This is a genomic window from Chloroflexota bacterium (genome assembly GCA_016875535.1).
Classification (GTDB): domain Bacteria; phylum Chloroflexota; class Dehalococcoidia; order SHYB01; family SHYB01; genus VGPF01.
Genome location: VGPF01000016.1, coordinates 22,630 through 46,843 on the forward strand (window position 1 = coordinate 22,630; position 24,214 = coordinate 46,843).

At 62.7% G+C, this 24,214-nt stretch carries 24 protein-coding genes; 9 read left to right on the forward strand and 15 right to left on the reverse strand.

Annotated features, from left to right (window positions below; genetic code table 11):
• Nucleotides 1-7: 7 nt before the first annotated feature.
• Together FJ039_06280 and FJ039_06285 are read right to left on the reverse strand one after the other, a co-directional pair.
• Nucleotides 8-898, reverse strand: a complete 891-nt coding sequence (locus FJ039_06280; GenBank protein ID MBM4405773.1) for an NAD(P)-dependent oxidoreductase — start codon at nucleotides 896-898, stop codon at nucleotides 8-10.
• 14 nt (nucleotides 899-912) lie between these two features.
• Nucleotides 913-2,112 carry a CoA transferase gene (locus FJ039_06285; protein ID MBM4405774.1) on the reverse strand — a complete coding sequence of 400 codons (1,200 nt, stop codon included), beginning with the start codon at nucleotides 2,110-2,112 and terminating at the stop codon, nucleotides 913-915.
• A gap of 53 nt (nucleotides 2,113-2,165) precedes the next feature.
• Here FJ039_06285 and truD point away from each other — a divergent pair, with 53 nt between their 5' ends.
• The 4 genes from truD to FJ039_06305 all read left to right on the forward strand — a co-directional run bounded on the left by truD (nucleotide 2,166) and on the right by FJ039_06305 (nucleotide 5,782).
• Nucleotides 2,166-3,386: a tRNA pseudouridine(13) synthase TruD gene (gene truD / locus FJ039_06290; GenBank protein MBM4405775.1), complete on the forward strand. Its 1,221-nt coding sequence runs from the start codon at nucleotides 2,166-2,168 to the stop codon at nucleotides 3,384-3,386.
• A gap of 131 nt (nucleotides 3,387-3,517) precedes the next feature.
• The gene (locus FJ039_06295) at nucleotides 3,518-4,741 is read left to right on the forward strand and encodes an ammonium transporter (protein ID MBM4405776.1); all 1,224 of its coding nucleotides are present in this window, start codon (nucleotides 3,518-3,520) and stop codon (nucleotides 4,739-4,741) included.
• Between the two features lie 37 nt (nucleotides 4,742-4,778).
• The gene (locus FJ039_06300; GenBank protein ID MBM4405777.1) at nucleotides 4,779-5,120 is read left to right on the forward strand and encodes a P-II family nitrogen regulator; all 342 of its coding nucleotides are present in this window, start codon (nucleotides 4,779-4,781) and stop codon (nucleotides 5,118-5,120) included.
• A gap of 122 nt (nucleotides 5,121-5,242) precedes the next feature.
• Nucleotides 5,243-5,782, forward strand: a complete 540-nt coding sequence (locus FJ039_06305) for a DoxX family membrane protein (GenBank protein MBM4405778.1) — start codon at nucleotides 5,243-5,245, stop codon at nucleotides 5,780-5,782.
• A 60-nt stretch (nucleotides 5,783-5,842) separates the two neighbouring features.
• Here the strand turns inward: FJ039_06305 and FJ039_06310 are convergent, their stop codons facing one another.
• The 11 genes from FJ039_06310 to FJ039_06360 form a co-directional block, all read right to left on the reverse strand.
• The gene (locus FJ039_06310; GenBank protein ID MBM4405779.1) at nucleotides 5,843-6,319 is read right to left on the reverse strand and encodes a DUF2269 family protein; all 477 of its coding nucleotides are present in this window, start codon (nucleotides 6,317-6,319) and stop codon (nucleotides 5,843-5,845) included.
• A gap of 59 nt (nucleotides 6,320-6,378) precedes the next feature.
• Nucleotides 6,379-7,482, reverse strand: a complete 1,104-nt coding sequence (locus FJ039_06315) for an amidohydrolase (GenBank protein MBM4405780.1) — start codon at nucleotides 7,480-7,482, stop codon at nucleotides 6,379-6,381.
• Nucleotides 7,483-7,577: 95 nt separating this feature from the next.
• Nucleotides 7,578-7,844, reverse strand: coding sequence for an NAD(P)H-dependent oxidoreductase subunit E (locus FJ039_06320; GenBank protein ID MBM4405781.1), 267 nt, complete (start codon nucleotides 7,842-7,844; stop codon nucleotides 7,578-7,580).
• A gap of 3 nt (nucleotides 7,845-7,847) precedes the next feature.
• Nucleotides 7,848-9,152, reverse strand: coding sequence for an amino acid permease (locus tag FJ039_06325; GenBank protein MBM4405782.1), 1,305 nt, complete (start codon nucleotides 9,150-9,152; stop codon nucleotides 7,848-7,850).
• Between the two features lie 51 nt (nucleotides 9,153-9,203).
• A complete protein-coding gene (locus tag FJ039_06330) occupies nucleotides 9,204-9,824 on the reverse strand; it encodes a VOC family protein (GenBank protein ID MBM4405783.1) in 621 nt (206 codons plus the stop codon).
• Between the two features lie 93 nt (nucleotides 9,825-9,917).
• The gene (locus tag FJ039_06335; GenBank protein MBM4405784.1) at nucleotides 9,918-10,142 is read right to left on the reverse strand and encodes a hypothetical protein; all 225 of its coding nucleotides are present in this window, start codon (nucleotides 10,140-10,142) and stop codon (nucleotides 9,918-9,920) included.
• A gap of 21 nt (nucleotides 10,143-10,163) precedes the next feature.
• Nucleotides 10,164-10,451 carry a hypothetical protein gene (locus tag FJ039_06340; GenBank protein MBM4405785.1) on the reverse strand — a complete coding sequence of 96 codons (288 nt, stop codon included), beginning with the start codon at nucleotides 10,449-10,451 and terminating at the stop codon, nucleotides 10,164-10,166.
• Nucleotides 10,448-10,858 carry a hypothetical protein gene (locus FJ039_06345; GenBank protein MBM4405786.1) on the reverse strand — a complete coding sequence of 137 codons (411 nt, stop codon included), beginning with the start codon at nucleotides 10,856-10,858 and terminating at the stop codon, nucleotides 10,448-10,450. Before FJ039_06345 ends, FJ039_06340 begins: the two co-directional genes overlap by 4 nt.
• 428 nt (nucleotides 10,859-11,286) lie before the next feature.
• A complete protein-coding gene (locus FJ039_06350) occupies nucleotides 11,287-12,321 on the reverse strand; it encodes a hypothetical protein (protein MBM4405787.1) in 1,035 nt (344 codons plus the stop codon).
• Nucleotides 12,322-12,437: 116 nt separating this feature from the next.
• Nucleotides 12,438-13,484: a hypothetical protein gene (locus tag FJ039_06355; protein MBM4405788.1), complete on the reverse strand. Its 1,047-nt coding sequence runs from the start codon at nucleotides 13,482-13,484 to the stop codon at nucleotides 12,438-12,440.
• A 517-nt stretch (nucleotides 13,485-14,001) separates the two neighbouring features.
• Nucleotides 14,002-14,595 carry a hypothetical protein gene (locus tag FJ039_06360; GenBank protein MBM4405789.1) on the reverse strand — a complete coding sequence of 198 codons (594 nt, stop codon included), beginning with the start codon at nucleotides 14,593-14,595 and terminating at the stop codon, nucleotides 14,002-14,004.
• 241 nt (nucleotides 14,596-14,836) lie between these two features.
• Here FJ039_06360 and FJ039_06365 point away from each other — a divergent pair, with 241 nt between their 5' ends.
• The gene (locus FJ039_06365; GenBank protein MBM4405790.1) at nucleotides 14,837-15,775 is read left to right on the forward strand and encodes an SDR family oxidoreductase; all 939 of its coding nucleotides are present in this window, start codon (nucleotides 14,837-14,839) and stop codon (nucleotides 15,773-15,775) included.
• On the opposite strand, the gene FJ039_06370 is transcribed toward FJ039_06365, so the two are convergent.
• Both FJ039_06370 and acsA read right to left on the reverse strand, forming a co-directional pair.
• Nucleotides 15,772-16,917 carry a hypothetical protein gene (locus FJ039_06370; GenBank protein MBM4405791.1) on the reverse strand — a complete coding sequence of 382 codons (1,146 nt, stop codon included), beginning with the start codon at nucleotides 16,915-16,917 and terminating at the stop codon, nucleotides 15,772-15,774. The genes FJ039_06365 and FJ039_06370 overlap by 4 nt on opposite strands.
• Before the next feature lie 427 nt (nucleotides 16,918-17,344).
• Nucleotides 17,345-19,096, reverse strand: coding sequence for an acetate--CoA ligase (gene acsA / locus FJ039_06375; GenBank protein ID MBM4405792.1), 1,752 nt, complete (start codon nucleotides 19,094-19,096; stop codon nucleotides 17,345-17,347).
• Between the two features lie 178 nt (nucleotides 19,097-19,274).
• Between acsA and FJ039_06380 the strand changes: the two genes are divergently transcribed.
• The 4 genes from FJ039_06380 (at nucleotide 19,275) to FJ039_06395 (ending at nucleotide 24,160) form a co-directional block, all read left to right on the forward strand.
• Entirely contained in the window at nucleotides 19,275-19,649 is a 375-nt protein-coding gene (locus FJ039_06380; protein ID MBM4405793.1) for a hypothetical protein, read from the forward strand.
• A 171-nt stretch (nucleotides 19,650-19,820) separates the two neighbouring features.
• Nucleotides 19,821-20,597, forward strand: a complete 777-nt coding sequence (locus FJ039_06385; protein MBM4405794.1) for a TatD family deoxyribonuclease — start codon at nucleotides 19,821-19,823, stop codon at nucleotides 20,595-20,597.
• A 265-nt stretch (nucleotides 20,598-20,862) separates the two neighbouring features.
• Entirely contained in the window at nucleotides 20,863-23,508 is a 2,646-nt protein-coding gene (secA, locus tag FJ039_06390) for a preprotein translocase subunit SecA (protein ID MBM4405795.1), read from the forward strand.
• Between the two features lie 4 nt (nucleotides 23,509-23,512).
• A complete protein-coding gene (locus FJ039_06395; protein MBM4405796.1) occupies nucleotides 23,513-24,160 on the forward strand; it encodes a hypothetical protein in 648 nt (215 codons plus the stop codon).
• Nucleotides 24,161-24,214 lie beyond the last annotated feature (54 nt).

Consider the following 24,214-nt stretch of genomic DNA (forward strand, 5'->3'; position numbering starts at 1 on the left):
ATCGTGATTACTTCGCCGTTTCGTTGCGCCCCGGCAGGTTGAAATGCGCCCAGTCCTCCAGCGTGTTCACAAAGCTGAACACATCCGCATCGGCCCCCTGGTCGTGCTTCACCGCGCGAAAGATCTGCTGGCCCGTCGAAGAAAGGAGCGCCGTCACCCCCAGGTCGTTCGCCAGGCTCATCGCCACATCGTAGTCCTTGCTCGCCAGGCCGATGCCGAAGCCGATGGCCTTCCGACCCTGCGGGTTCATGATGTAGCTGTTGAAGACGCCGCTCGCGCCCACCACCTGGCCCACCAGCTTCGGGTCCAGCCCGAACTTCGCGCCGATGAGCAGCACCTCAGCCGTTACCGTGTTCACCACCTGGTTCCGCAGGTTCAGGAGCGTCTTCATCGCGTGGCCCGCGCCCACAGCGCCGCAGTGGTGGATCTCGCTCCCCAAGAGCTTGATCGTGGCCATATGCTCTTCGATGGCCGCGCTCTCGCCCCCCAGCATGATGCGCAGCGTCCCGGCGTTCGCCCCTTGGGGGCCGCCGCTCACGCCGCAGTCAATCATTCGCAGACCCTTCTCCCGCAGCCGCTCGGCGATGCTCCTTGTCACCAGCGGATGGCCGCTTGTCGTGTCTATCACCGTCGTTCCCGCCTTCGCCCCCTCCACGACGCCGTCCCTCCCGAACATCGCCCGCTCCACATCGTGGGAGGTAGGCAGCGAGGTTACGATGACGTTCGCCTTGGAGGCCAGCTCCTTCGCGCTCTTCGCCACCGGCGCGCCCAGGGCCGCCAGCGGCTTCGTCGCCTCCTCCCTCACGTCGTAGACGATGGCCGTTTGCCCCTTGCCTTTGAAGTTGCGCCACATGCCGCCGCCCATCTGCCCGCAACCGATTATGCCGACCATTGTCATGCCTTCACCTCGCCCTAGGCCACGATGCCTTCGAACTTCAGCTTCCGTATCGTCTCCCCGTCATAGCCAAGCCCGCCAAGGATAGCCTCGGTATGCTCCCCCAGCAACGGCGCGCCCCTGCGAAAGGTCACCTTGCCATCGTTGAACTGCACGGGGGTGGAGGCCAGCTTCACCTTCGCCTGGGTGGGATGCTCCACCATGTAGCTGTTCTTGATTACCTGCACATCGCGGGAGGCCTCCAGCGGCGTCTGCACCGGGCCCCAAACACAGCCGCTAGCTCGTAGGCGCTCCGACCACTCGGCCAGCGTCGCCTTCTTGAACTCCGCCTTGATGATCTCCCACAGCTCCAGGCAGTGCCGACCGCGCGCCTGGGCCGTGGCGTACTGCCGATCCTGCGCAAGCTCCTCCCGCCGCATCGCCTTACAGAAGCTCGGCCAGTAGCGGTCGGACTCCATCATGTTCAGGTAGATATACCGCCCGTCCTTCGTCATATAGTGGCCAATGAGCGCATTCCCTCGGGGCTCATCGCCGTGCTTCGGCATATCCTGCCCCGCCAGCGCCGCAGGCACGATGTCCACCCCCGACGACCAAATGGCCGCCCCAAGGAGCGACATATCCACAAGCCCTCCCCTCCCCGTTACGCTTCGGCGGAAGAGCGCCGCGGCGATCCCTCCCGCCAGAAACATGCCCCCGGGCAGATCGCCGGAGCCACCCCACGGCTTGATGAAGCGCCCATCCTTCGTGGAAACCAGGTGGCCTATGCCCCCTCGCGACCAGTAGGAGACCACGTCAAAGCCTGGCTGGTCGGCATCCGGCCCGCGCTGGCCTTGGCCGTGGCCTCTGGCATAGATAAGCCGTGGGTTCACCTTCGCCACATCGTCGTAGGTGCCCCCTAGCCGCTCGCGAGCCGGTTCAAGAAAGCTCGTGACCAGAACGTCCGACTTCTTGAGCAGGTCGAAAAAGACCTCGCGCCCGCTCGGCCTGCTTACGTCAAGACCGATGCTGCGTTTCCCCCGGTTCAACTGCTCGAACATGTAGTTGAAGCCATCAAGTTCAGGCAGGCCGACCCCCAAACTGCCGATCTTCCGCATCGGGTCGCCCGTGCGCGGGTGCTCGATCTTGATGACGTCCGCGCCCCAATCGGCCAGGATGGCCGCGCACGAAGGCACAAAGCCCCACTGCGCAAGCTCTACGACCCTTATGCCTTCGAGCATCGGCTCCACGAAATACCCCTTGGCTGGAAGGTGACGGCGCGCGCATTATAGCCATGCATCGCCATTCCCTGCGCTCCATCACGGCGCACATGCCTCGGCTACAATTCCTAACCATGCGCTACACCGTCAAGGCAACGCCTAAAGACTTCATCGTGGAAGAGCTCCTGGCAAGTCCGCTCGAAGAAACAGGCGCATACGCCGTCTATCGCGTCACCAAGCGACTCCTCACCACCTTAGAGGTGCAGGAGCGCATCGCCCAACAGCTCAACGTCTCCCCTCGGGATGTCGTCTTCCCGACGCTCAAGGACAAGGGGGCCCTTGCCACCCAGTTCTGCACCGTGCGCGGCTCCGGGCCGCAGCGCCTCTCCGGCGCGGGCTATGAGGCTCACGCTGCAGGGCGTATGTCCCGGCACCTCAACCCCCGCGATATCTCCGGCAATCGCTTCACCCTCACCATCGGCGTGCCCTCGGCGGGCGATGCCGAACGCCTAGCGGCTCGCCTGCGCGAAATAGCGGAGCACGGCCTGCCCAACTACTTCGATGAGCAGCGCTTCGGCTCCTACTCCCCCGGCGGGCTCTTCATCGGCAAGGCCATCCTCCAGCGCGATGCCGAAGCCGCCCTTCGCGCCTACTTCACCCAGCCTGCCCCCGGCGATCCTCCCGATCTCCGCGCCTTCAAGCGCATCGCCAAGGATCGCTGGCCTGATTGGAAGTACCTGTTCGAGCAGGCCCCTCGCTCCAACCATCGCAGCATCCTCTCCTTCTTCAAAGACCACCCCTCCGATTTCCGCAAAGCCGTGAACCTCATCACGCCGCGTCTCCTGCCTCTCCTCTTGAGCGCCTACCAGAGCTTCCTCTGGAACCGCATCGCCTCCCGCTACCTGCAGAGCATAGCGGGCCTCGTGCCTCCAGAAGGCGCAAAACTCGAGATCGCAGGCGAGCCTTTGGCGCTGTATCGCACCCTCCCCAAAGAGCCCCTCGATTCACTGCGACGCCTCTTGGCCCCCCTGCCTAACCACCAGGCCCGTCTCCGCGATCCCACCCTCGCGCGCATCGTCCAAGAGACCCTTGCCCAAGAAGGTTTTTGCCTCGGCGATATGAAGGCCCGCATCCTCCAGAACGCCTACCTCGCGAAAGGCGAACGCCCTCTGCTCCTCTTCCCCAGGGAAATGTCCGCTCAGGCCCTTTCAGATACCTCGATCCAGGCCAAATTCGTCCTCCCCCCGGGTGCCTACGCAACCCTGGTCGTGAAGGTCGCGGCATCCGCTGCCTGACCCCTGAGCGCCAGGAGAAAGTCCGCCTCCAGTCCGTGTAACACGCCTGTAACATTTCGTACACATCCGCGTAACACGCCGAAACTAGCCTCGTCTGCAGAATCTTTTTACAGGAGGAGTGCATGCCAGAAATCAACACTGGCGATACTGCCTGGCTGCTGGCCTCATCGGCCCTGGTGCTGCTGATGACCCCCGGCCTTGCCTTTTTCTATGGCGGTCTGGTTCGAAAGAAAAACGTCCTCAGCACCGTGATGCATAGCTTCATCGCGATGGGCGTCGTCGGCGTCGTCTGGGTCCTCTGGGGCTACAGCCTCGCCTTCAGCGATGGCGGCAACAACTTCATCGGCGATCTCCGCTACATCGGCCTCCAGGACGTCTCCGCCGTCGCGCCCGGCAACGCCGATGCCGGCTACTTCCCGCAGAACATGCCGCACATGACCTACATGATCTTCCAGGCCATGTTCGCCATCATCACCCCCGCCATCATCACCGGCGCCATCGCTGAGCGCTTCAAGTGGAGCACCTACATCGTCTTCCTGGTGCTCTGGCTCACCATCGTCTATACGCCCATGGCTCACTGGGTCTGGGGCGGCGGCTGGATGTTTGATAAGGGCGTCAAGGACTACGCGGGCGGATCCGTCGTCCACATGAACTCAGGCCTGGCGGCTCTCGCGGCGGCCCTCTTCGTCGGTCGGCGCCTGCGCCACAAGGCTGACCCCATGGAGCCTCACAACATCCCCTTCGTCGTTCTCGGCGCCGGTCTCCTCTGGTTCGGCTGGTTCGGCTTCAACTCCGGCAGCGCCCTCGCGGCTGGCGGCGGCGCCACACTCGCCTTCGTCACCACCAACACTGCGGCCGCCATGGCCACTGTCACTTGGGTCGCCCTCTCCATGTGGTTCACCAAAAAGGCCAGCGCCGTCGGCGCGGCCTCCGGCGCCGTTGCCGGCCTCGTCGCCATCACCCCTGCCGCCGGCTTCGTCGGCGTCATGCCGGCCATTCTCATCGGCATGGGCGCGGGTGCCTTCTGCTACTTCGCCGTCCAGTTCCGCTCTAAGACCAACGTGGATGACGCCCTGGACGTCTTCTCCGTCCACGCCATCGGCGGCACCTGGGGCGCTCTCGCCACGGGCCTCTTTGCCGGCATCGGCACCGCGGGCGCCTTCACCCTCACCATGGATCGGGGAACCCAGATCGGCTGGCAGCTCGTCGGCATCATCGTCACCTGGGCCTGGAGCTTCGGCGTCACGACTGCTATCCTCTTCGTGCTTGACAAGACCATGGGCCTGCGTGTCAAGGAAGACGAAGAGGAAAAGGGTCTGGACATCGCTCTGCACGGTGAGGAAGCGTACCGCTAACCATGCCGCCTAGCCTCGAACATCTTGGAGGAATGTAATGAGAAGAATTGAAGCGATCATCCGTCCGGAGCGCGTGGCTATCGTCTCTGAGGCCCTCGCCCAGGCCGGTTTCCCTGGACTGAACGTCACGAACGTCACCGGGCGCGGGATGCAGAAGGGCATCGTGCACCAGGGACGCGGCGGCGTCAGCGTCACTGTGGACATGATTCCTAAAGTGAAGCTCAGCGTCGTTTGCAAGGATGCCGATGTCGAGAAGATCATTGACATCGTCCTGGAGAACGCCCGCACCGGCTCCGTCGGCGATGGCAAGATCTTCGTCAGCTCCATAGATCAGGTCGTCCGCGTCCGCACCGGCGAGCGCGGCGAAAAGGCCATCTAGTCCCAATCAGATAGCGCCAAAATGGCCTCCCGGACATGTCCGGGAGGCCATTTTTTGTTTTCCCCTCTTGGCCGATGGTATCCTTGAACCCAGTACTCTGTTTCATCCATTGAGGTGCAGGTATGTCACCGAAACGCCAGGATGGGGCCTCAGATGCTCCACCACTCAAGAAAGAGGCCGTCACCCTCCGCGTCCCTTGGGGCGTCCAGTTCTTCACCTTCACCCTGCGCCTCGCCATGGGTTGGGTCTTCCTCTACGCCGGCTACCACAAGCTCCGCTACGGCTTCACTGCGGAGGGCTTCCTCATCAACGCCACCAGCGGACCTTGGAAGAGCTGGTTCGTCAGCCTCGGCCAGTCCCGGGCGGCGCTGGACGTCATAGACCCCCTTGTCATGTACGGCCAGGTCCTCATCGGCGGCGCCCTCCTCCTCGGCCTCTTTACCCACTTCGCCCTCCTCATGGGCGCGGCCATGATGTTCCTCTTCTACATCGCCCAGTTCCCCCCTGAATACGACCTCTTCCTCGATTATTACATCGTCTATATCCTCGTCTTCCTCATGCTCGGCGTCCTCGCCGCTGGCCGCGTCTGGGGCCTTGATGGCTACCTGGGAAAGAACGCCAAATCCTTTCAGGCCAAGTGGCTCAAGCTCTTCATGGGCTAAAAGAAAAGGCGTCCGCGATCGCTCGGGACGCCCTGATCAGGCACGTGCTCTTGCTTCTGGCTAATCGTACGGCTGGAACACCATGAGCACGATGATGTAGGCCACCAGCAGGTGCAGCAGCGGCCCCACGATCTTCGGCAGCGGCGCGTTCAGCTCCTTCTCAAGCCCTTCGGACTTCTTGCCCGCCTGCGCGTCTCTCGCCGCCAGCTTCGCGGCCTTCGCCCCATGTCGTGTCAACACCGCTAGGCCCAGGATGAACCCCAAGATGCTGGCCACATAGGCCGCGTTCAGCCATCCGGTGCCCGTCAGGTCGAGATTCTGCTCTGACGCCGTCAGCACACCGAATATGCCCACCAGGATGAACGAAGGGATCGTCACGAACTTCGCCGCTCGTGCCGCGATCCCGGTGAGGATCGCCACCGATTCGATGCTCTTCGCCTTTGCCGCCGCTATCCCCGTCATCATGCTCACGATAGTCCCGGAAAAGAACGTCAGCACAAAGACGATATGGAAAAACTTCAAGTATTCCCAAGCCATAGGCAGTCAAACTCCCCTTCTGTATGTGATTCGCGGTATTTCTCGTCACCGCGATCCGACTAGCTTAGCCGATAAATCTCCGCGGCGTTCCCTGCCACCATCCGGTAGCGCTCGTCCGCCGGGATCGCCCCAAAGTGGTCCTGGATGGACTTCTTGGAGTTCGGCCAGCTCGTATCCGCATGCGGGTAGTCGGACGACCACAAGATGTTCTTGACCCCGATGTGGTGGCGCAGCGCCGCCACGGCCGTGTCCCGCACGAACGTCATGAAGATATGCTCCTTAAAGAACGCGCTCGGCAGCTTGCCCGATTTGATGCCCACCCCCGCCCAGAAGCGGTGGCGGTTGTAGACGTGGTCCATCCGCTCCATCAGGTTCGGTGCCCACGTCACGTCGTTCTCAACGGAGACCAGCCGCAGGTTGGGGTGCCGCTCAAAGACGCCCGAGAAGATCATCTGCGCGATCGAGGTCTGGATCTGCACCGTGCAGATGCTATAGCTCACCATCCAGTTGTTCACATCCACCGAGTTCACCGGCGCCGCGAAGGTGTGCATGCTCAGCGGCAGGTCCGTCTCCTCCACCGCCTTCCAGAACGGCTCATAGACCGGGTTCCCAAAGCCGTCCTTGATCAGCGATGCCGCGGGCACCATGATCCCCCGCAGGCCCAGCCTCTTACAGCGGTAGACCTCCTCCACCGCCGCCTGCACGTTCCCCAGGTCCGTCACACCGACGCCGATCAGCTTCTCCGGCGCGATCTTCATGAAATCGGCCATCCACGAGTTGTACGCCCGCAGGCAGGCCATCATGTAGTCCTGGTCCTTCGCCCGGAAAGCCGTCATGCAGATCGTAGGGTAGAGGATCTCGGCGTCCACCCCGTCCATCGCCATATCCTTCACCCGCTCCGCCGGGTTGAAAGCCCCTTGCCGCGCCGTGGCGTAGCTCCCCTCCAGCCTCACATCCTCCGCCTTCTTCCCCGCCGAGGCCGCCATCCCCGGCGACCCGGCGAATCCCTCGCCCACGATGCGCTCCGTCCCATCAGGCGATTTCACCAGCTTCGGCGCCCGGTGCTTGAACGCCGGCTCGATGTACTTCTCCCACAGATCCGGCGTCTCATAGATATGGGAGTCTGCGGATATAACGTTGTACTTCACCTTCGTCATCGTCATAGCGCACCTCGCTTGTGATTCGCCCCTGCAGGCGGCGCTTGGGGCGCATTGTAGCACTGCGCGCAAAAGGGAAGGGCCGCAGGCCCGTAGCCGCTCTACCCGCGCCTCTTCAGCTCGCGCAGCAGGCTCACCAACTTCTCCGGCTCCATGTAGATGTACGGCCTCCCGTCAATATCCACGTTCGGGCCGTCGGCGCAGCGCGTCGTGCACTGCGTCGTCTCCACCCTGGCCCACCCGTCCGGCGGCGGGATGCCCGGCGTCAGCCCTAGCTTCTTCTCGAGTGCCTTCAGCAGGTCGGGAGCGCCGTTATACGTGCAGTTCAGCCCCGTACAGACCACGATTTGCGCGCCTTTCTTCTCCACAGCCTACCGCGCCCCTTGCCCTCTCCGACGCGCAAGATAGAGCGCGCCGCCGCAGGCGATGACGATGACACTGTATAGTGCCGCCGACCCCGAGACGTTCGCCATCAGAAAGATACAGCCGCCGACCCCCAGGACCGCCGAGACCGGCGCCCCCGCCACCGCGAACGGGATGCGGAAGGGCCGCTCGGCCGCCTTTTGCTTCCGTCTCAGCATGATGAGGCTTAGGTTCACCGCGATAAACACCAGCAGGATCGTGAAATTCGCCATCTCCGCCACCACACCGATGTCCCCCGCTAGGGCCACCAGCATCGCCACCGCCGCTACCGCCGCCGTCGCCGCCCACGGCGTGCGCCGCTTCGTCCCAACCGCCGCCAGCGCCTTCGGCAGCGCCCCGCTGGACGCCATCCCGTAGATCGCCCGTGTCACCGTCGCCAGCGCGATCAGCACCGTGCTGGACGTCGCCACCAGCGCGATGACCACCAGCATATCGGACGCCCACCCCCCTGCCGCCCGCTCCGCCACCTCCGCCAGCGGCCCCTTGCTCGCGCTCAGGGCCTCCCAGCCCAGCACGCTCACTGAGGCGATCGCCGCCAGCACATAGAGCCCGGCCGCGATGCCGCCGGACAGCAGGATCGCCCTCGGCACGTTCCTCCCTGGGTTCTTAATCTCCTGCGCGAAGTTTGCGATCTGCTCAAAGCCTAGGAAAGCGAAGAACATCAGCGAAGCGCCCGTGAACAGCCCCGATGTCCCTTCGGAAAGCTGCATCAGGTTCTCATCGCCGAGATACTTTAGCCCCGCGATGATGACGATGGCGAGCCCCACGATTTCCACGAGCGATAGGAGACTGCCTAGCACTGTGGACTCTCGAACGCCCCGATACGAGATCAGCACCGATCCGCCGATGACCAGCAACGCCCCGCCGACTATGGAGAAGCCGAACTCATCGTCCATATAAGAGCCGAAGCCCAGGGCTACCGCCGAGACGGAAACGATCTGCGAGAAGACGGCCAGCGTCCCAATGAGATAGGCCGGCCCACCGCCGAAGGCATCCCGTACGTAGAGGAAGCTCGCCGCCGCGCGTGGGTGCATGGAAGAAAGCTCGGCGTAGGAAAGGCCGGTGAAGAGCGCCACCGCCCCGGCCAGAAGCACCGAGGCCCACACCGCATTCCCCGCGACGCCCGCCACCTCGCCGATGAGCACATAGACGCCCGCGCCGACGATCAGCCCCGTCCCGGAGCCAACCGCCGCCAACAGCCCAACGGTGCGCTTCAGTTCGAGTTCAGTCGTGGAGGATGGTGACGCGTCCATCGCCGTCCAGGATAGCACGTGGCGGACGGCGACTCTGGAAAATTCGGAAGCTTACGCCCGTGCCGTCTTCGCCTTCACCGCCGTCGCCGCTACGTTCACCCGCCGCGACGCCTTCGCGGGCCGGAGTGCCGGCACCGGCGAAGGGTCATTGAACCAATCGCTCTTCTTCCGCCTGCGCCAGGCCGGGGTCTTCCTATCGAACGTCGCCACTTCCAGCGGGATCCAGTTGGGGTCGTACACATAGATGGACTTCACGAACGGCGAACCCTTCAGATCCTGGACCTCAGAAACGAGGATTCCCTTGCTCCGCAGCCGCTTCTGGACAGCCTTCAACTGCCGCAGCCCCTCCACGTTCAGCGCGATATGCTCCATCTTCTGCAGCCGCGTGATCGCCCGCCCCTCACCCGGCCACGCCCCAAAGAAGTACGACTTCTCCGCCGTTGTGTCCTTCCCCGGAAACTCTGCGAAGGCCAGCGTATCGCCGTTACCTACGTCAAAGAAATAGAGCCGGTTCCACTCGTCTCCCGATCGCGTCAGCGTCCCAGGCGGGCGCGTCGCACGGGTCACCGTCGCCGCCACCCTCAGCCCAAGGGCGTCCCGGTAGAAGCGCACCGTCTTGTCCATATCGTTCGTCACCAGCACAACGTGATTGAACCCGGTGATAAGTCCCATGGAAGCTCTCCTTTGCCGTCAGGCGAGTGGCGGTCAGCCGACCCTGGCTCGCGGTTGCCGCCCATAACTCGAGATGGCAGCGATGATGGCCTGTCAGCGCCCCTGCGTCAAGAGCCGCACCACCTGTGGCAGCGCCTCTTCCGCCCGCTGCCGCAGCTCCCCCGGCGTCAGACTGCCGATGGGGTGCTTGATCACCGCGAACGGGTAGTCCGCCTTCCCCTGCAGCCGCGCCATCATCTTCGCCGTCGGCACGAACGGCTCCGTGCACACCACAGCCGTCGGTATCCCTCGCCGCTCCATCGCTATCCCGTCGTGCAAACTGCCCGACGAACACGACCCTCAGTCGCCCACGGCGGCGATCACCAGGTCACACCGCCTCGCCAGATCGTCCAACAGCGGCGGCGGCGCAGGCGTCGAGCCGTCGCTCTTCTGCGCCCGCACAACCTCCGTGACCTCGTACCGCTCCGCCATCAGCCTGGCGATCTCCTCCAACAGCGCCCCAGCGTTCAGCTTATGGTTATCCAGTAGGCCGATGCGCTTCCCGTCCAGTGCCAGCGGTCGCTTCGCCAGCGCCGCAGGCGGGGCGGACGGTTCAGCCCTCGGGTCAACCAAGATGAGTCTCGTCATGCCGCCTTCACTCCTTCGATCGCCCTGTTGATCCGCTTCGCCCACTCCACATTATCCGGGTGCGTCAACACGATCCTCCGGTACCGGTGCTCCGTCAGCTCGACCACCAAAAACCGTTCCCGGTTCCCCCGCGTCGCATACCAGAACTCCCGGTATCGCCCATTCTTCAACCCCGCCCTTGTAAACGACCACTTCCTCTCCTGCCACAAGTGATACGTCCCCGCCTTGATCACGCCCGGCATGAACGACCCCGGCGCCCGTATCTCCGGCCATATCGTCTCCGGCCTCTCCGTATGCGCCCGCTCCATCTTCGCCACCGGCACCTGCAGGTCCCGGTGGACCGCCCACACCTTCTCCCACCTAGAAAGGCGGATGTGCAGAACATTATCGCTAGTAGAAAGTTCCACGCTTCCAAACCTCCACATCCCGCTCATCTACGCCTATCAGAAAATCTGCGGACTATTCTCCCCCTTCTACCTCTTCGATCTCTGTGCCCCCGGTGGATGCCCTCTCCCCGATTCCTCTCCCCCATCTGCGCTCTCTGCAGTATCTGTCATTCCGATGACTCTCGTTTCTATGAGTCCGAGCCTCTCGGACCGCGTGTGTCCTCACCCTCATTCCTATGAGTCCGGACCGCTCGGGCCGTATGTTGCATCGGGGCCGCACCGGAGCAGACAAATCTCCCTCCCCAAAAACCCTGCTCCCTGCACCTCTTCCACCATCCGTGCTCTCTGTGCCCCCAGTGGATCAACTCTCTTCTCTGTCCCTCTCCCAAATCTTCTTAATCTGTGTAATCTGTGTAATCTGTGGATCAAATCCTCCCCCTCTCCTCCCCCTACCCCTTCACCGCCTTCGTCTGCGCCGCGCTCATTGCGCCGCGCCCCCACGTCGGTATCACCGCGCTGAACCCGCCCGCCATCCCTCCCCCGACCACCACCATCGCCGCCCCCGGCGAAGTCAGCACATGCGTCAGCTTCGCCTCATCCTCCGGCGCCACCGTTCCCGGCGTCTTGCCGGTGCGCTTATAAAAAGCCACCGGCCTCTGCGCCTGGTCGTACAGGAACTGCTTCACCTGCTGCTTGCTCCATCCAGCCTTCGCGATATATCCCGCGTGCTCCGGGCACAGCACCACCACAAACGTCCCATACCCGCGATTGCACACCGCCATCGCCTCAGCCACCGAGCCGAGGATGCCCTCGGGCCTGTTGTTGCTGTGATCATAAACCTGGTGCGGCCCTTCGGCGGCGACGACCGTTACCGCGCTCTCCTCCCTGGTCAAACCTCGCTCCACGTGCAGCGGCGCCCACGGCGAAACATCCTCCGCCTCCGCGATGCAGTAGCTGTACTTCCCGGGGTGGCCCATCGTGCTCTTATCCAGAACGCCTGGAATAGACCCGACGACGTTCATCACGACCAGCCGCACCGCCCGGCCGATGGTCGCATTCGCCCGCGCGCCGGGGCCGAAGAGGTTGACCCCCGAATTGATGCCCAGCCTTCCAGCGATGGGCCCGTTCACGATAACCAGCTGCGCCGATCCGCCCGTGCTCGCGGACGAGCCGTGCAGGTTAAACTTCGGCTCGCAGATCGCCTCCACGATGGCGAGGACGACCGGCATATACTCGGGCCTGCACCCCGCCATCACCGCATTCGCCGCAACCTTCTCGGCCGTCAGGACGATGGATCGCTCAGGGATGCGCCCAACGATCTGGTCAGGCGGTAGGTGGACTGCCTCCAAGAAACGCGCGACCAAAGCCTCTGTCGGCGGCACGATGGGCAGCCCATCCGTCAGCCCTTCGTCAAAGAACCGCTCGATGGCCTCCCACGCGTCGCCCGCCTCGATCCGCTTCCCCGCCTGGCGCGATTGGCTCATCCCAAAAGTTCCTCCAGGCCCCAACATGTGAGAAAAGAGATGGCCAATTATACATAGGGAGCCGCAGCAGAGGGAGCGATTAGCGGCCCGAGCTGCCTAGCCTCTCGTGGCCGGCATCACCGCTCGAACGTCGCCGCGTTGGCCATCGTCCACGGGCCGCTGCCGCATGCGCCGCCGGGGCCTGCCGAGATCGCCAGCCTCTGCCCATTATTCGTCAACTGCGCCAGGATCGTGATGCCCGAAGCGGGGGTTCTATTCGCGAGGGCATCGCCCGCATAATCGTAAAAGCGCTCATAGCAATAGACTTGGCCGTCGGTGATCGTATCGAACCGCCGGTTGACCAGGCCGGAGGCCTGTGGAATGAAGAGGTACTGACGCGCCCGCACGTTCGTCACTGACGTTCCCATGGAGAAGGCATACACGGAGCCGCTCAACGCGCTCGGCCCGATATACAGGTGGGGCGCTTCGCTGAACTGCTCGGCGTTGGCCGCTGAATACCAGCGACCCTGGGCCGTCCCAGCGCGGTCCGTGTAGAAATCGCCGCAGCGCGGCTGGTCGGTCCGGACCATCGAGCGCGAAAAATCCGTGAACAGCCCCAAGTACCGATCCCGTTCGACTGCGGAGACGTAATCGAACAGACAGACCGTGTAACAATGTTCAAAGATACCCGGCGGGCCCGTGCCCTTGCACCAGCGTTCGGCGTTCGCGAACGCCGAACGCCCCGTCGCCAGCCGGTAGTCTCGCATGCCCATATCCAACCCGCTCACTCCCGCCGCGCGATCTCCCGTTGTCGCCATCTGCACCCCCGCGGCGATGGGTACCCGAACAGGGAAACTACAGAACTTCTCGTTGCCTGGACCCATGGGCGTACAGCCTTGCGCCCGGAGCGCCTGTGTCAGGTCCGGGTGCGTCAGGCTCCGCACGTGGTGGAAATAGCCCTCCAGGCCGTCGCACACCCCGAACGACAGCGTGTAATCCGTATAGTTCGTCTTGTCGTTGAGCACCCCATAGTTTCTAAGGGCAATGGAGGTGACGACGATATTACCGGGTGCATAGACCGGCGCTTCGATGTCGTTCGGCGTGGCGTCGTTCTTTGTGTAGAAATACATGTGCGGCGCCGGGAAGACATGGTCCGGCGGCGTAAGATCGGCGATCGGACTCATAGAGGCGATGTGCTCCAGCCGCACCGGCGCGTTCGTGAGCGGAGTCGCCGAGCACGGATTGGCCGTAGGCGTTGGCGGCCCTTGGAAGCGCGTCGGCGTTGGTAAGGGCGTCGCCGTTGGCCTCAGTGTCGCTGTAGGCGTTGCGGGTATCGGCGTTGGCGCTGGCGTAGCCGAGGGTTGCGGGCTCGGCGTTGGTGGAACAGTAGGGGGGACTGTCGCCATTGGAGGGACTGTTGTTGGAGATGGTGCCGCGAGCGTTGCGTCTGGCAGAGGCGCGGCGGCCGTGGGCGGCTCCGGTGACCGCTCTCCAGCCGCGGGTTGCGACCCTTCGGTGGCGCACGCTGAAAAGACCAGGACGGCAACAGCCGCCCAGGACAGCATTTGGATGTGCTTCACCGTCCCATTGTGCACGACGCCAGTAGGTTATGACAAGGGTATAGCTCGTCACCTTCCGCACAAAAAGCGAGGCCTCCCGGCGCGCCGGGAGGCCTCGCTAAGTCAACCATCTGCCGTAAGCTTACTTTGTATCCAGCCACACCCGCTCGTAGCGGAAGATGTTTCGCGCATCCGTCGCCATCGTCGCAGGCTCGCCGGGGTAGCCCTTCACCTCAGGGCGGAAGCCGCCGAAGAAGAGCTCCGTGTAGATCGGGAAGACCCAGGCCAGGTCGTTCACCACCAGCCGGTTGATCGCCTGCACCGTCTGCAATCGGGCGGCGATGTCCGCCGTCCCCAACTGCCTCTGGTAGAGGTCCTCTACCCGTTGATCGAACCAGCCCATCACGTTGCACGTTCCGCCCTTCACGTAGTACAGCAGCGAGTACTCAGGATCGCCCGAGCCGGACGCCGTCGAGCAGAAGTACCGGGGCAGGAGCTGGAAGAGTCCCTTCGCCTCGTTCTGCAGGTACGTCGGGTAGTCTGGCGTTTGGATCGTGCCGCTGATGCCGATCTTCTTCAGCTGCTCCAGGATCACCGTCGTCTCGCGCTCGTACGTCGCCGCCGCGCTGGCGCCCACGCTCGTGTTAAACGTGAAATTCAGCCCGTTCGGGAACCCGGCGTCCGACAGCAGCTTCCTCGCCGCCGCATGCCGTAACCACCAGCATCGCGGAAACAATGAGACCCACTAAGGCGAAGAGATGCAACGAAAGCTTCATCGAATCCTCCTCCTATACAATTGCAAAACAAACCCTGAAACCCATAGGTGTGCGTGGGAGAGTACTCCCAGGAATAGGTATTATCAAGTCTCAAACAAACACGAAGGAAAACGCCCTGAAGCAGAGAGTTAAGGCCGGAAAATCGCGTCGCCCACAGATTCCCTGCACAACCCCCTCTTTACACCATGTAGCGGTAGGCCTATGGTAGCGCCATTCTACTCCAGGAGGCTCCTCATGGGCGCTCTCGATGGCAAAGTCGTCGCCATAACCGGCGGCGCCGGCAAGCTCGGCAGGGCCTCCGCCCTCGGCCTCGCCCAAGAAGGCGCCAAGCTCCTCATCAACGATGTGGATAAGCCTTCCCTGGATCGCCTCCTCGCCGAGCTCCGCGCCGCTGGCGGCCACGCCGTCGCCAACACCGACGATGTCTTCTCTTGGCAAGGCGCAGGCCGAGCCATAGACGCCTGCGTCGCCGCCTATGGCCGCATAGACGGCCTCCTCAACTGCGCCCACCGCTACAAGCATGGCGCCCTCTGGGAGATGGACCAAGACGCTATAGACGTCACCTCTCAGGCCCACGTCAACGGCCACTTCGCCACAGCCCATCACGCCGCCCGGCACATGATCAAGCAGCGAAGCGGCAGCATCCTCACCGTCACGTCCGTAGCCCTCCACGGCATTCCGGGGCGCTCCACCTACGCCGCGGTGAAGGGGGCCGTCGTCTCGGCCACCTGCTCCTGGGCCTTGGAGCTGGCCGAGTTCGGCGTGCGAGTGAACGCTGTCAGCCCAGTCTTCCAGCTCCGCCCGTCACACAACAAGCCCACCATGCACGTCAGGTGGCGCTACACTTTCGATGCCAAGGACACGTCACCCCCGGTCTTCGACATGCCGACTGCCGAATCGAATGTGCCCATCGTCACCTATCTCCTGAGTGACGAGAGCAGATGGGTGACAGGACAGGTCATCTTCCTCGCGGGGGACACCCTTGCCCTCATGCAGCAGCCCCAGTACCGCTTCGCCTTCCAGCCCCAGGGCTGGTCCTTCAACGACCTCAAGCTCCACTTCCGCGAAACCATCGGCGCGGATCTCGCCCAGCCCGGCCTCGGGCACCCCGTCTATCGCTGGTACAACGGCGTAGGCTAGCCCTTCGGCGCAGCGATGTCGTACACTTTCGACACATTCTCCCACGTCATCTTCCGCAGCGCCGCCTTCGGCACATCCTTGAACTGACTCCGTACCGACTTCACCGAATTCGGCCACGTCGTGTCCCCGTGCGGGTAATCGCACGCCCACATCAGGTTATCCACGCCTACATACTCGGGATGGCGCACCGCAAGCTCTATCCCGATCTTGTCCTCTTCGAACGTCGCAAAGACCTGCCGCCGCCAGTATGCGCTCGGCTTCATCGGCAGCTGCAGCTTCGCCCAGTGTCGTTGCCGCTCCCACACCCCGTCCCACCGCTCCAGGTAGTACGGGATCCAGCCGATCCCGCCCTCCACGGCCACCCACTTCAGCTTCGGGTAGCGCTCCATCACCCCGGAGAAGATCAGCCCCGCGAACGCGTCTTGGCATCCCTGCGCGATCAGCGCATAACCCCGCAGGACGATCTGCAGGTTCGGATTCATCAGCTTCGCGCTGTCCTGGGGTGAAAAGTTCGGCGTCACCCCTTGCAGCTTCAGGTGCACATGCAGCAAAATGCCCATCTCCTGCGCCTCGGCCCAGAACCGTTCATCCTCCTTCGTCGGCCACGTGCCGCTACTCGGCAGCGATTGCAGCACCGCACCCCGCATCCCTAGCTTCCCGATGCGCCTCAGCTCCGCCAGCGCCTTCTCCACCCCGCCTCGCGGCATCACCCCAAGGCCGATCAGCCGGGAGGGATTCTTTTTGCAGAAGTCCGAGCAGAAATCGTTATAGGCGCGGACGCACGCCTCATGCAGCTCCTGGTCCTGGATAAGCGGGAGGGAAAGCCCCGTATTCGGGTACAACACCGTCGCCCAGGTGCTGTCCTTGTCCATATCCTTCAGTCGCTCGCCCGGGTCCCACGTCCCCTTGCGGATGTCCTCAAATGTCGCGCCGCTCAGCCGGTAGTCCTTGAACTCCCGGCCCGCCTGCACGCCCAGGCCCAGGCTCGTCCACGGCCTGCCCTCCCACACCCAGCCGTCCCCCTCCTTCGTGCGCACCACCCTCGGCCCCCGCTCCTTCAGCTTCGCCGGCAGGCGGCTCTGCCATGCGTCGGGCGGCTCCGTCAGGTGATCGTCTGAAGAAATAAGCTGGTACGTCGTCATATACCCCTCTTTAGTGCCTGGGTTTGCTGCGGTGAACCTAGCATCGCGACGCCATCAAGTCAACGCGCTATGTCCGTCTGCCTCTCCCCTTAACTCTCACACTAACGTTCGATTGAGCCTTGCTGGCCCTTCCCTTGGATAAATGCTCTTCCTGCCCACTTCACACCCTCTGCCATCCCAACACCTCTCGTTCATGCGGGTCTTAATCCCTCAGATCGTATGTTGCGCCAGAGCGCCCTTTATGGGTACTCCCCTTTCCTCAGTTCCTGCAATCCTTCTCCTCATGTCCGTGCCCTCTCCATCCTCAGGAGATATTCCCCACTGCTCTCCTCTTCACATCTGCGTTCTCTGCGATATCTGCGGACCATCCTCCCCTCCCACCTCTATGCCCTTTGTGTCATCTGTGGATCAACTTTCTTCTTCTCCTCTAATCCTCTTCCAGCGTGCTCGTATCCCCCTCAGGCAGGCCCAGCTCCCGCGCCTTCAGCAGCCGCCGCATGATCTTCCCGCTCCGTGTCTTTGGCAGACCCGGCACGAACTCGATCTCCCGGGGCGCCACCCCCGCCGAAAGCTTCTGCCGGGCGAAGTTCATAATCTCATTCCGCAGCTTGTCCGATGGCTGATATCCCTCTCGTAGCGCCACGAACGCCTTCACCACCTCCATCGCGATCGGGTCCGGCTTCCCGATCACCCCAGCCTCCGCCACCGCCGGATGCTCTACCAGCGCGCTCTCCACCTCGAACGGCCCCACCAGGTGGCCCGCCGTGTTGATTACATCGTCCGCCCGCCCAACGAACCAGTAATACCCGTCGGCGTCCATGCTAGCCCGGTCGCCCGTGATATACCAGCCGTCCTTGAACTTAGACTTGTACATCGCCTCGTTCTTCCAATACGTCTGAAACATAGAAGGCCATCCCGGCTTCACTGCCAGGTTGCCGATCCTCCCGGCGGGAACCCTGTTACCCGCATCGTCAATGATCGCAAGCTCCACCCCGGGGATCGGTCGGCCCATGGAGCCTGGCTTGATGGGATACTTCGCGTAGTTCGCGCACATGATGGCTCCCGTCTCCGTCTGCCACCAGTTATCGTGGAACGGCAGGTCGAACGCCTTCTGCCCCCAGAAGATGCACTCCGGGTTCAGCGGCTCCCCCACGCTGGAGATGAACCGCAGGCTGGAAAGGTCCCGCCTCTTCGCCGCCTCCTCGCCGATCTTCATCATCATTCGGATGGCCGTAGGCGCGCTGTACCACACCGTCACCTTGTGCTTTTCGATGAGGTCGTACCAGGCCGTCGCCTTGAACCCCCCCTCGTAGATCAGCTGCGTCACCCCGTTGCTCCACGGCGCGATGACGCCGTACGAGGTCCCCGTCACCCAGCCCGGATCGGCCGTGCACCAGTACAGATCATTCTCATGGAAGTCCAGGCACCATTTGCCGGTGGCGTATTGCTGGATGACGGAATTATGCCGGTGCGCCGCCCCTTTCGGCTTCCCAGTCGTTCCCGAGGTGTAATGCATGATCGAATAGTCGTCCCGCGTCGTATGCGCGATCTCGAACTTCGAAGCCGCCTTCGCCGCCAGCGCCTCGTACGAATGTTCGCCCGGCTTCAGCGGCTCCTTGCTGCGCCCCAGCTTGTTCACGATCACGATGTGCTTCAGCGCTGTGCACTCAGGCAGGATCTTCGCGATCCGGTTCCGCAGCTCCGGCGAAGTCACCAAAATCGTCGCTTCGCTGTCCTGCAGCCTGTCCCGAACCGGGTCGGGGCCGAATGCGGAGAATAGCGGCCCCACGATCCCTCCGGCCTTCAGGACACCCAACAGCACAAAGTACGTCTCCGGTAGCCGGTCCAGAAAGACAAAGACCCGGTCGCCCTTCTTCAAGCCTAGGCTGATCAACACGTTCGCCGCCCTGTTCGAATGGTCGCGCATCTGCGCGAACGTATACCGCTCCTCCTCCCCGTTCTTCCCCACCCAGATCATCGCCGTCTTGTCCTTCTTCGCTGTCCGGCAGTGGCGGTCAATGCACTCGTGCGCCACGTTCAATCCGCCTCCGGGCAGCCAGTCCAGCTCCTTCTCGATCTGCTCCCAGGAGAACGATTTCCTCAGCGTGTCGTAATCCGCGATGTTCGGCGTTGCCCGCAAGTCACGCGGTCCCTTAGCGATGATGGGGTGCTGTTCCACGGCTCACCTCATTCTGGTGCGGTCGGCGAAAGCGTCCCCAAGCGTATCGCGCGCGTCGTCTCCAGGCAAGTCGACGCCTATCGCACCCCTCACTCACTGCTACTTCTCAAACACCCTCCCTCGACATGCGATGGTGAGGCTGCTCCCTAGGGGGCTATGCCACTCAACGGAGGTCCCGATGCCTTTCCGCTCCGCCGCTCACAGGGCCGCCCTCACCCTCTCCGCTGCGGCCCTCATCGCCTCTCCCATGCTCCTCGCGGGCCGCGCCGCCGCCCAAACCGCTCCGCCCACCGCCACTCCCCAGCAGGGCGCTCGTCCACTCGCCCCCGGCCGGCAGCCTGGCGGCGGTGCTGCCAACACCCCAGTCCAACAGCCCGATGGCGGCAACGCCAATGCTCCCGGCCAAGCCTTCCGGGCCACCGTGGAAGCCCGTCGCTCCCAGACCGAAAAAGAGATCGAAGAGGCCAGCCCTCCCCAACGGGCGCACCCTGCGCTCTTACCCTCTCCCATCTCCCCACCGCAGCTCGGGAAGCGTCCGGGAGAGCCATTCTGATAGCTTGTGCTCGTCTGCGAGCTACGAGAGAGCCAGGGAGAGGTCTCCGAATTCCCTGTCTTCCCTGTCTTCCCTTCTTCGTTGCCATTCCGATGGCTCGTCCCCATGCCTATGATTTGTGCTCTTCCTGGCGCAACCAGACGGCGTGGTGCGACCTCCTCATCCGATACAATGATTCCCATGCTCTCAGACTCCCATACCCACCTCGATCACTATACCGGTAATGAAATTGCCGGTATGGTCCAGCGCGCCCGGGATGCAGGCGTCGGTATTATCATCAACGTCGGCACCACCATCCAGACCTCCCGCAAGGCCATCGCCCTCGCCGCCGCCAACGATATCGTCTATGCAGGCGTCGGCATCCACCCATCGGACATCACATCCCCCTTCACAGACACCGACTACGCGACCCTCCGCGACCTCGCCCTCTCACATCCCAAAGTCGTCTGCATCGGCGAAACCGGCCTCGATTTCATGCCCGGCTCTCCAGACCGCTCCTGGCAGACCCGGTCTTTCCGAGAGCACATCCGCCTCGCCAAGGAGCTTCGAAAGCCCGTAGACTTCCACGCTCGCGGCGCCGAACACGATATCCTCCCCGTCCTTCGCCAGGAGCACGCCGGCGATGTCGGCGCCATCTGGCACTACTTCCTCTACGATGCGAACAAGGCAGAAGAGGCCATCGCCCTTGGCTTCTACATCTCCCTCGCCAAGCCCCTTCTTCGCGAGCCCGGGCTCCAAGAAGCCGTCAAAGCCATCCCCATCGAGCGCATCGTCCTCGAGACCGACTCCTACCCCCAACCCTTCAAGAAAAATCCCGCTCGGCGCACCGAGCCCGCCCACGTCCAACTCGTCGCCCAAAAGCTCGCCGAACTCAAATCCCTTTCTGTAGCAGACGTCTCCTCCATCACCACCGCCAACCTCCGCCGCGCCCTTCGCCTCTCTCCTTAACCCTCGCTCTCTCTTACCTCTGTGCTCTTTGTTCCCTCCGTGGACTATCTCTCCTCTCTTCCTCCCCCAAATCTTTTTGATCTGTGTAATCTGTGGATAGATCTTCTTTCTCTCTCTGTTCAATGTGTTCAGTGTTCTCAGTGGATTGTTTTCCCCTCCAGAACACTTGCTCCTCCTCTCCCCTCATCCGTAATCCCGCCCCCTCCGTTATATAATGGTGGATGGTCGCCTCATCCCAAACTCTCCCTTTAGCTAGGACCCACCAGTGCTCAAAATCTTCGGCGACGCGAATGCCCGCGAAGTAAAAAAACTCCAACCCCTGGTTGATGAGACCAACGAGGCCGAGAAGGATTACAAGGACCTTACCGACGACCAGCTCAAGGCCAAAACCGCCGAGTTCAAGGAACTCCTGAAGGAAGGCGATAGCCTTGACGATATCCTGATCGACGCCTTCGCCGCCGTTCGCGAAGCCGCCAAGCGCACCCTGGGCCAGCGCCACTACGATGTCCAGCTCATCGGCGGCATCGTCCTCCACGATGGCAAGATTGCCGAGATGCGCACCGGCGAAGGTAAAACTCTCGTCGCCACCCTGCCCGCCTACCTCAACGCCCTGGAGGGCAAGGGCGTCCACGTAGTCACGGTGAACGATTACCTGGCCAGGCGCGATTGCCAGTGGATGGGCCCCGTTTACCACGCCCTGGGTCTTACCGTCGCCTGCCTCCAGCACGATACCGCCTTCGTCTACGATCCCGCCATCCCCTCAGACGATGAGCCCATGAAGCATCTCCGCCCCGTCCCGCGCAAAGAGGCCTACGCCGCCGATATCACCTACGGTACCAACAGCGAGTTCGGCTTCGACTATCTACGCGATAACATGGTGCTGGAGCTGACTCAAGCCGTCCAACGTCCCCTGAACTACGCCATCGTGGACGAGGTGGACAACATCCTCATAGACGAGGCGCGCACGCCCCTCATCATCAGCGGGCAGTCCTCAGAGTCGGCGCAGTATTATGTCCAGTTCGCCAACATCGTGCCGACGCTCAAAGTCGAAGAGGACTACACCGTAGACATCAAAGAGCGGAACGTCACCCTCACCCAATCGGGCATCAGCAAGATCGAAAAGCGCCTCGGCATCCAGAACCTTTACGACCCGGCCAACTACAACCTCACGCACTACATAGACAACGCCCTCAAGGCCCACGTCCTCTATGAGCGCGACCGTGAGTACGTGGTGAAGGACGGCGAAGTCATCATCGTGGACGAGTTCACCGGGCGCATGATGCCCGGCCGCCGCTGGTCGGATGGCCTCCACCAGGCCGTGGAGGCCAAGGAGCGGGTGAAGGTGAATCCTGAGACCATGACCATGGCCACCATCACCATCCAGAACTACTTCCGCCTCTATAAAAAGCTCGCCGGCATGACGGGCACCGCCGCCACGGAAGCGGAAGAGTTCTTCAAGATCTACAAGCTGGAAGTGACGACGATCCCCACCCACAAGCCCATGATTCGCGCCGACGAGAACGACCTGGTTTATAAGAACGAAAACGGCAAGTTCGAAGCAGTCGCGAAGCAGATCGAGGAATACCACAAGGCGCGTAGGCCTGTTCTCATCGGCACCGTCTCCATCGAAAAATCGGAGCGGCTGAGCGCCCTCCTCAATAAGAAGAACATCCCTCACCAGGTGCTCAACGCCAAGCAGCATGAGCGCGAAGCCGGCATCGTCGCCGAGGCGGGCCGCCAGGGAGCCGTCACCGTCGCTACCAACATGGCAGGCCGCGGCACAGACATAGTCCTCGGCGGCTCCAAGGAAGGGCGCGACCCCCAGGAATGGAAGAACGAGCACGATAAGGTCATCGCCCTCGGCGGCCTTGCCATCATCGGCACTGAGCGCCACGAAGCCCGCCGCATAGACAACCAGCTTCGCGGCCGCGCGGGACGCCAAGGCGACCCCGGCTCCTCCATCTTCTACGTCTCTTTGGAAGACGATCTGATGCGCCGCTTCGGCGGGGATGCCGCCAAGCGCATCATGGAGTGGGCCAAGGTCCCGGAGGACATGCCCATCCAGATGGGCATTATCAGCAAAGCCATCCAGAACTCCCAGACCAAGGTGGAAGGCCACAACTTCGATATCCGCAAACACCTCATTGACTATGACGACGTGGTGAACAAGCATCGCGAGGTGATCTACAGCGAGCGTCGCAAGATCCTGGAGGGCGCGGACCTCAAGGCTAACATCCAAGACCTCTTGGATAAGGAGATTGATTGGTTGGCCAAGGAGAACCTGCTCAAGGAAGATGTGGAGTCTTGGAACCTCGATCAGCTCTTAGCCACCCTCAAGATGATGTTCCCGCTCCCGGACAGCCTAAACAAGGAGACCCTCCGCACTCTCAGCCGTGAAGAGGCCCAGGATGCCCTGGAAGACTACGTGGACAAGCTGTACGCCCAGCGTGAAGCCGAGCTCGGCCCTGAGACCATGCGCGTCGTTGAACGGCTGGTTATGCTCCGCGTCATAGACCAGCACTGGATTGAACACCTCACGGTGATGGAAAACACCCGCCAGTCCATCGGCCTTGAAGGCATCGGCCAGCGCGACCCCCTGGTGGTCTACAAGCGTAAGGGTCATGAAATGTTCGATGAGCTGAGCCAGCGCATCCAGCACGATATCGCCCGCACCATCTTCAACGTCAACGTCCAGCGCCAGCCCGAACCGTCACAGGGCACCGGCACCACCGGTGGCGCCTCGGCTCCAGTGCGCCAAACGCGCATCCTTCAGCCCAGCAAAGAACAGAAGGCCATGGCCCAAGCCGTCGGGAACCGTGAGAAGCTGGGCGCAGCGCCCAGCAAGCTCGGCCGGAACGACCCGTGCTATTGCGGCAGCGGCAAGAAGTTCAAGAAGTGCCACGGGGCCTAGCGCAATGCAGCCCTCCCCCCTTAAGCTCGACCTTATTACCACCCAGTGCTCCAGCCTGGAGCTGCAGTTCTTCGTCGAGCTGAACGATAAGGTGCGCCGCGAGCTCTCCGCCATCGGCTCCCGCGAAGGTGAGGAAGACGACCGCGTCATCTTCCATGAGGACTACACCCAGAACAACCAGAAGCTCCACAGCTGGGCGGAAGTCCGTCTCTCACGGGAAGAATCGGAGGAGAGCGAAGTCATCGTCGAATACCTGACCGAAGGTGAGCTGGAAGACCAGGTGGAGATTTACAAGACGGACTTCACTCCCGCCCATCTTTTCGCCACCCTCCAATCCCTTAAGAAGCCCGTCCAGGCCTCCTTCGCCCTCCGCTTCGATCTCGGCCCCACGGCCCAGAGCCGCTTCCTACGGCTCATGCCCTACAACGCCGGCATCAACGGCGGCCTTGCGGTGGAATACCGCGGCGCCCACGTACAGATCCGCACTCCGGAAGGGGACGCATTCGACCTCTGGTATGACGTCCTGCCCGATGACACCATGGAAGCCACTGTCCGCTTCACCATGACGGAGCCTCCCACCGCCGATCTCCCCCGCCGAGGCCTCGAGTTCGGCGCGCGCGCCCTCGCCCGCGTGGTCGGCGGCGCCCACTAAGCCAAACAAATCAGAAAAAGCCGGAGGCCTTGAGCCGTCATGGCGATCGTGGAT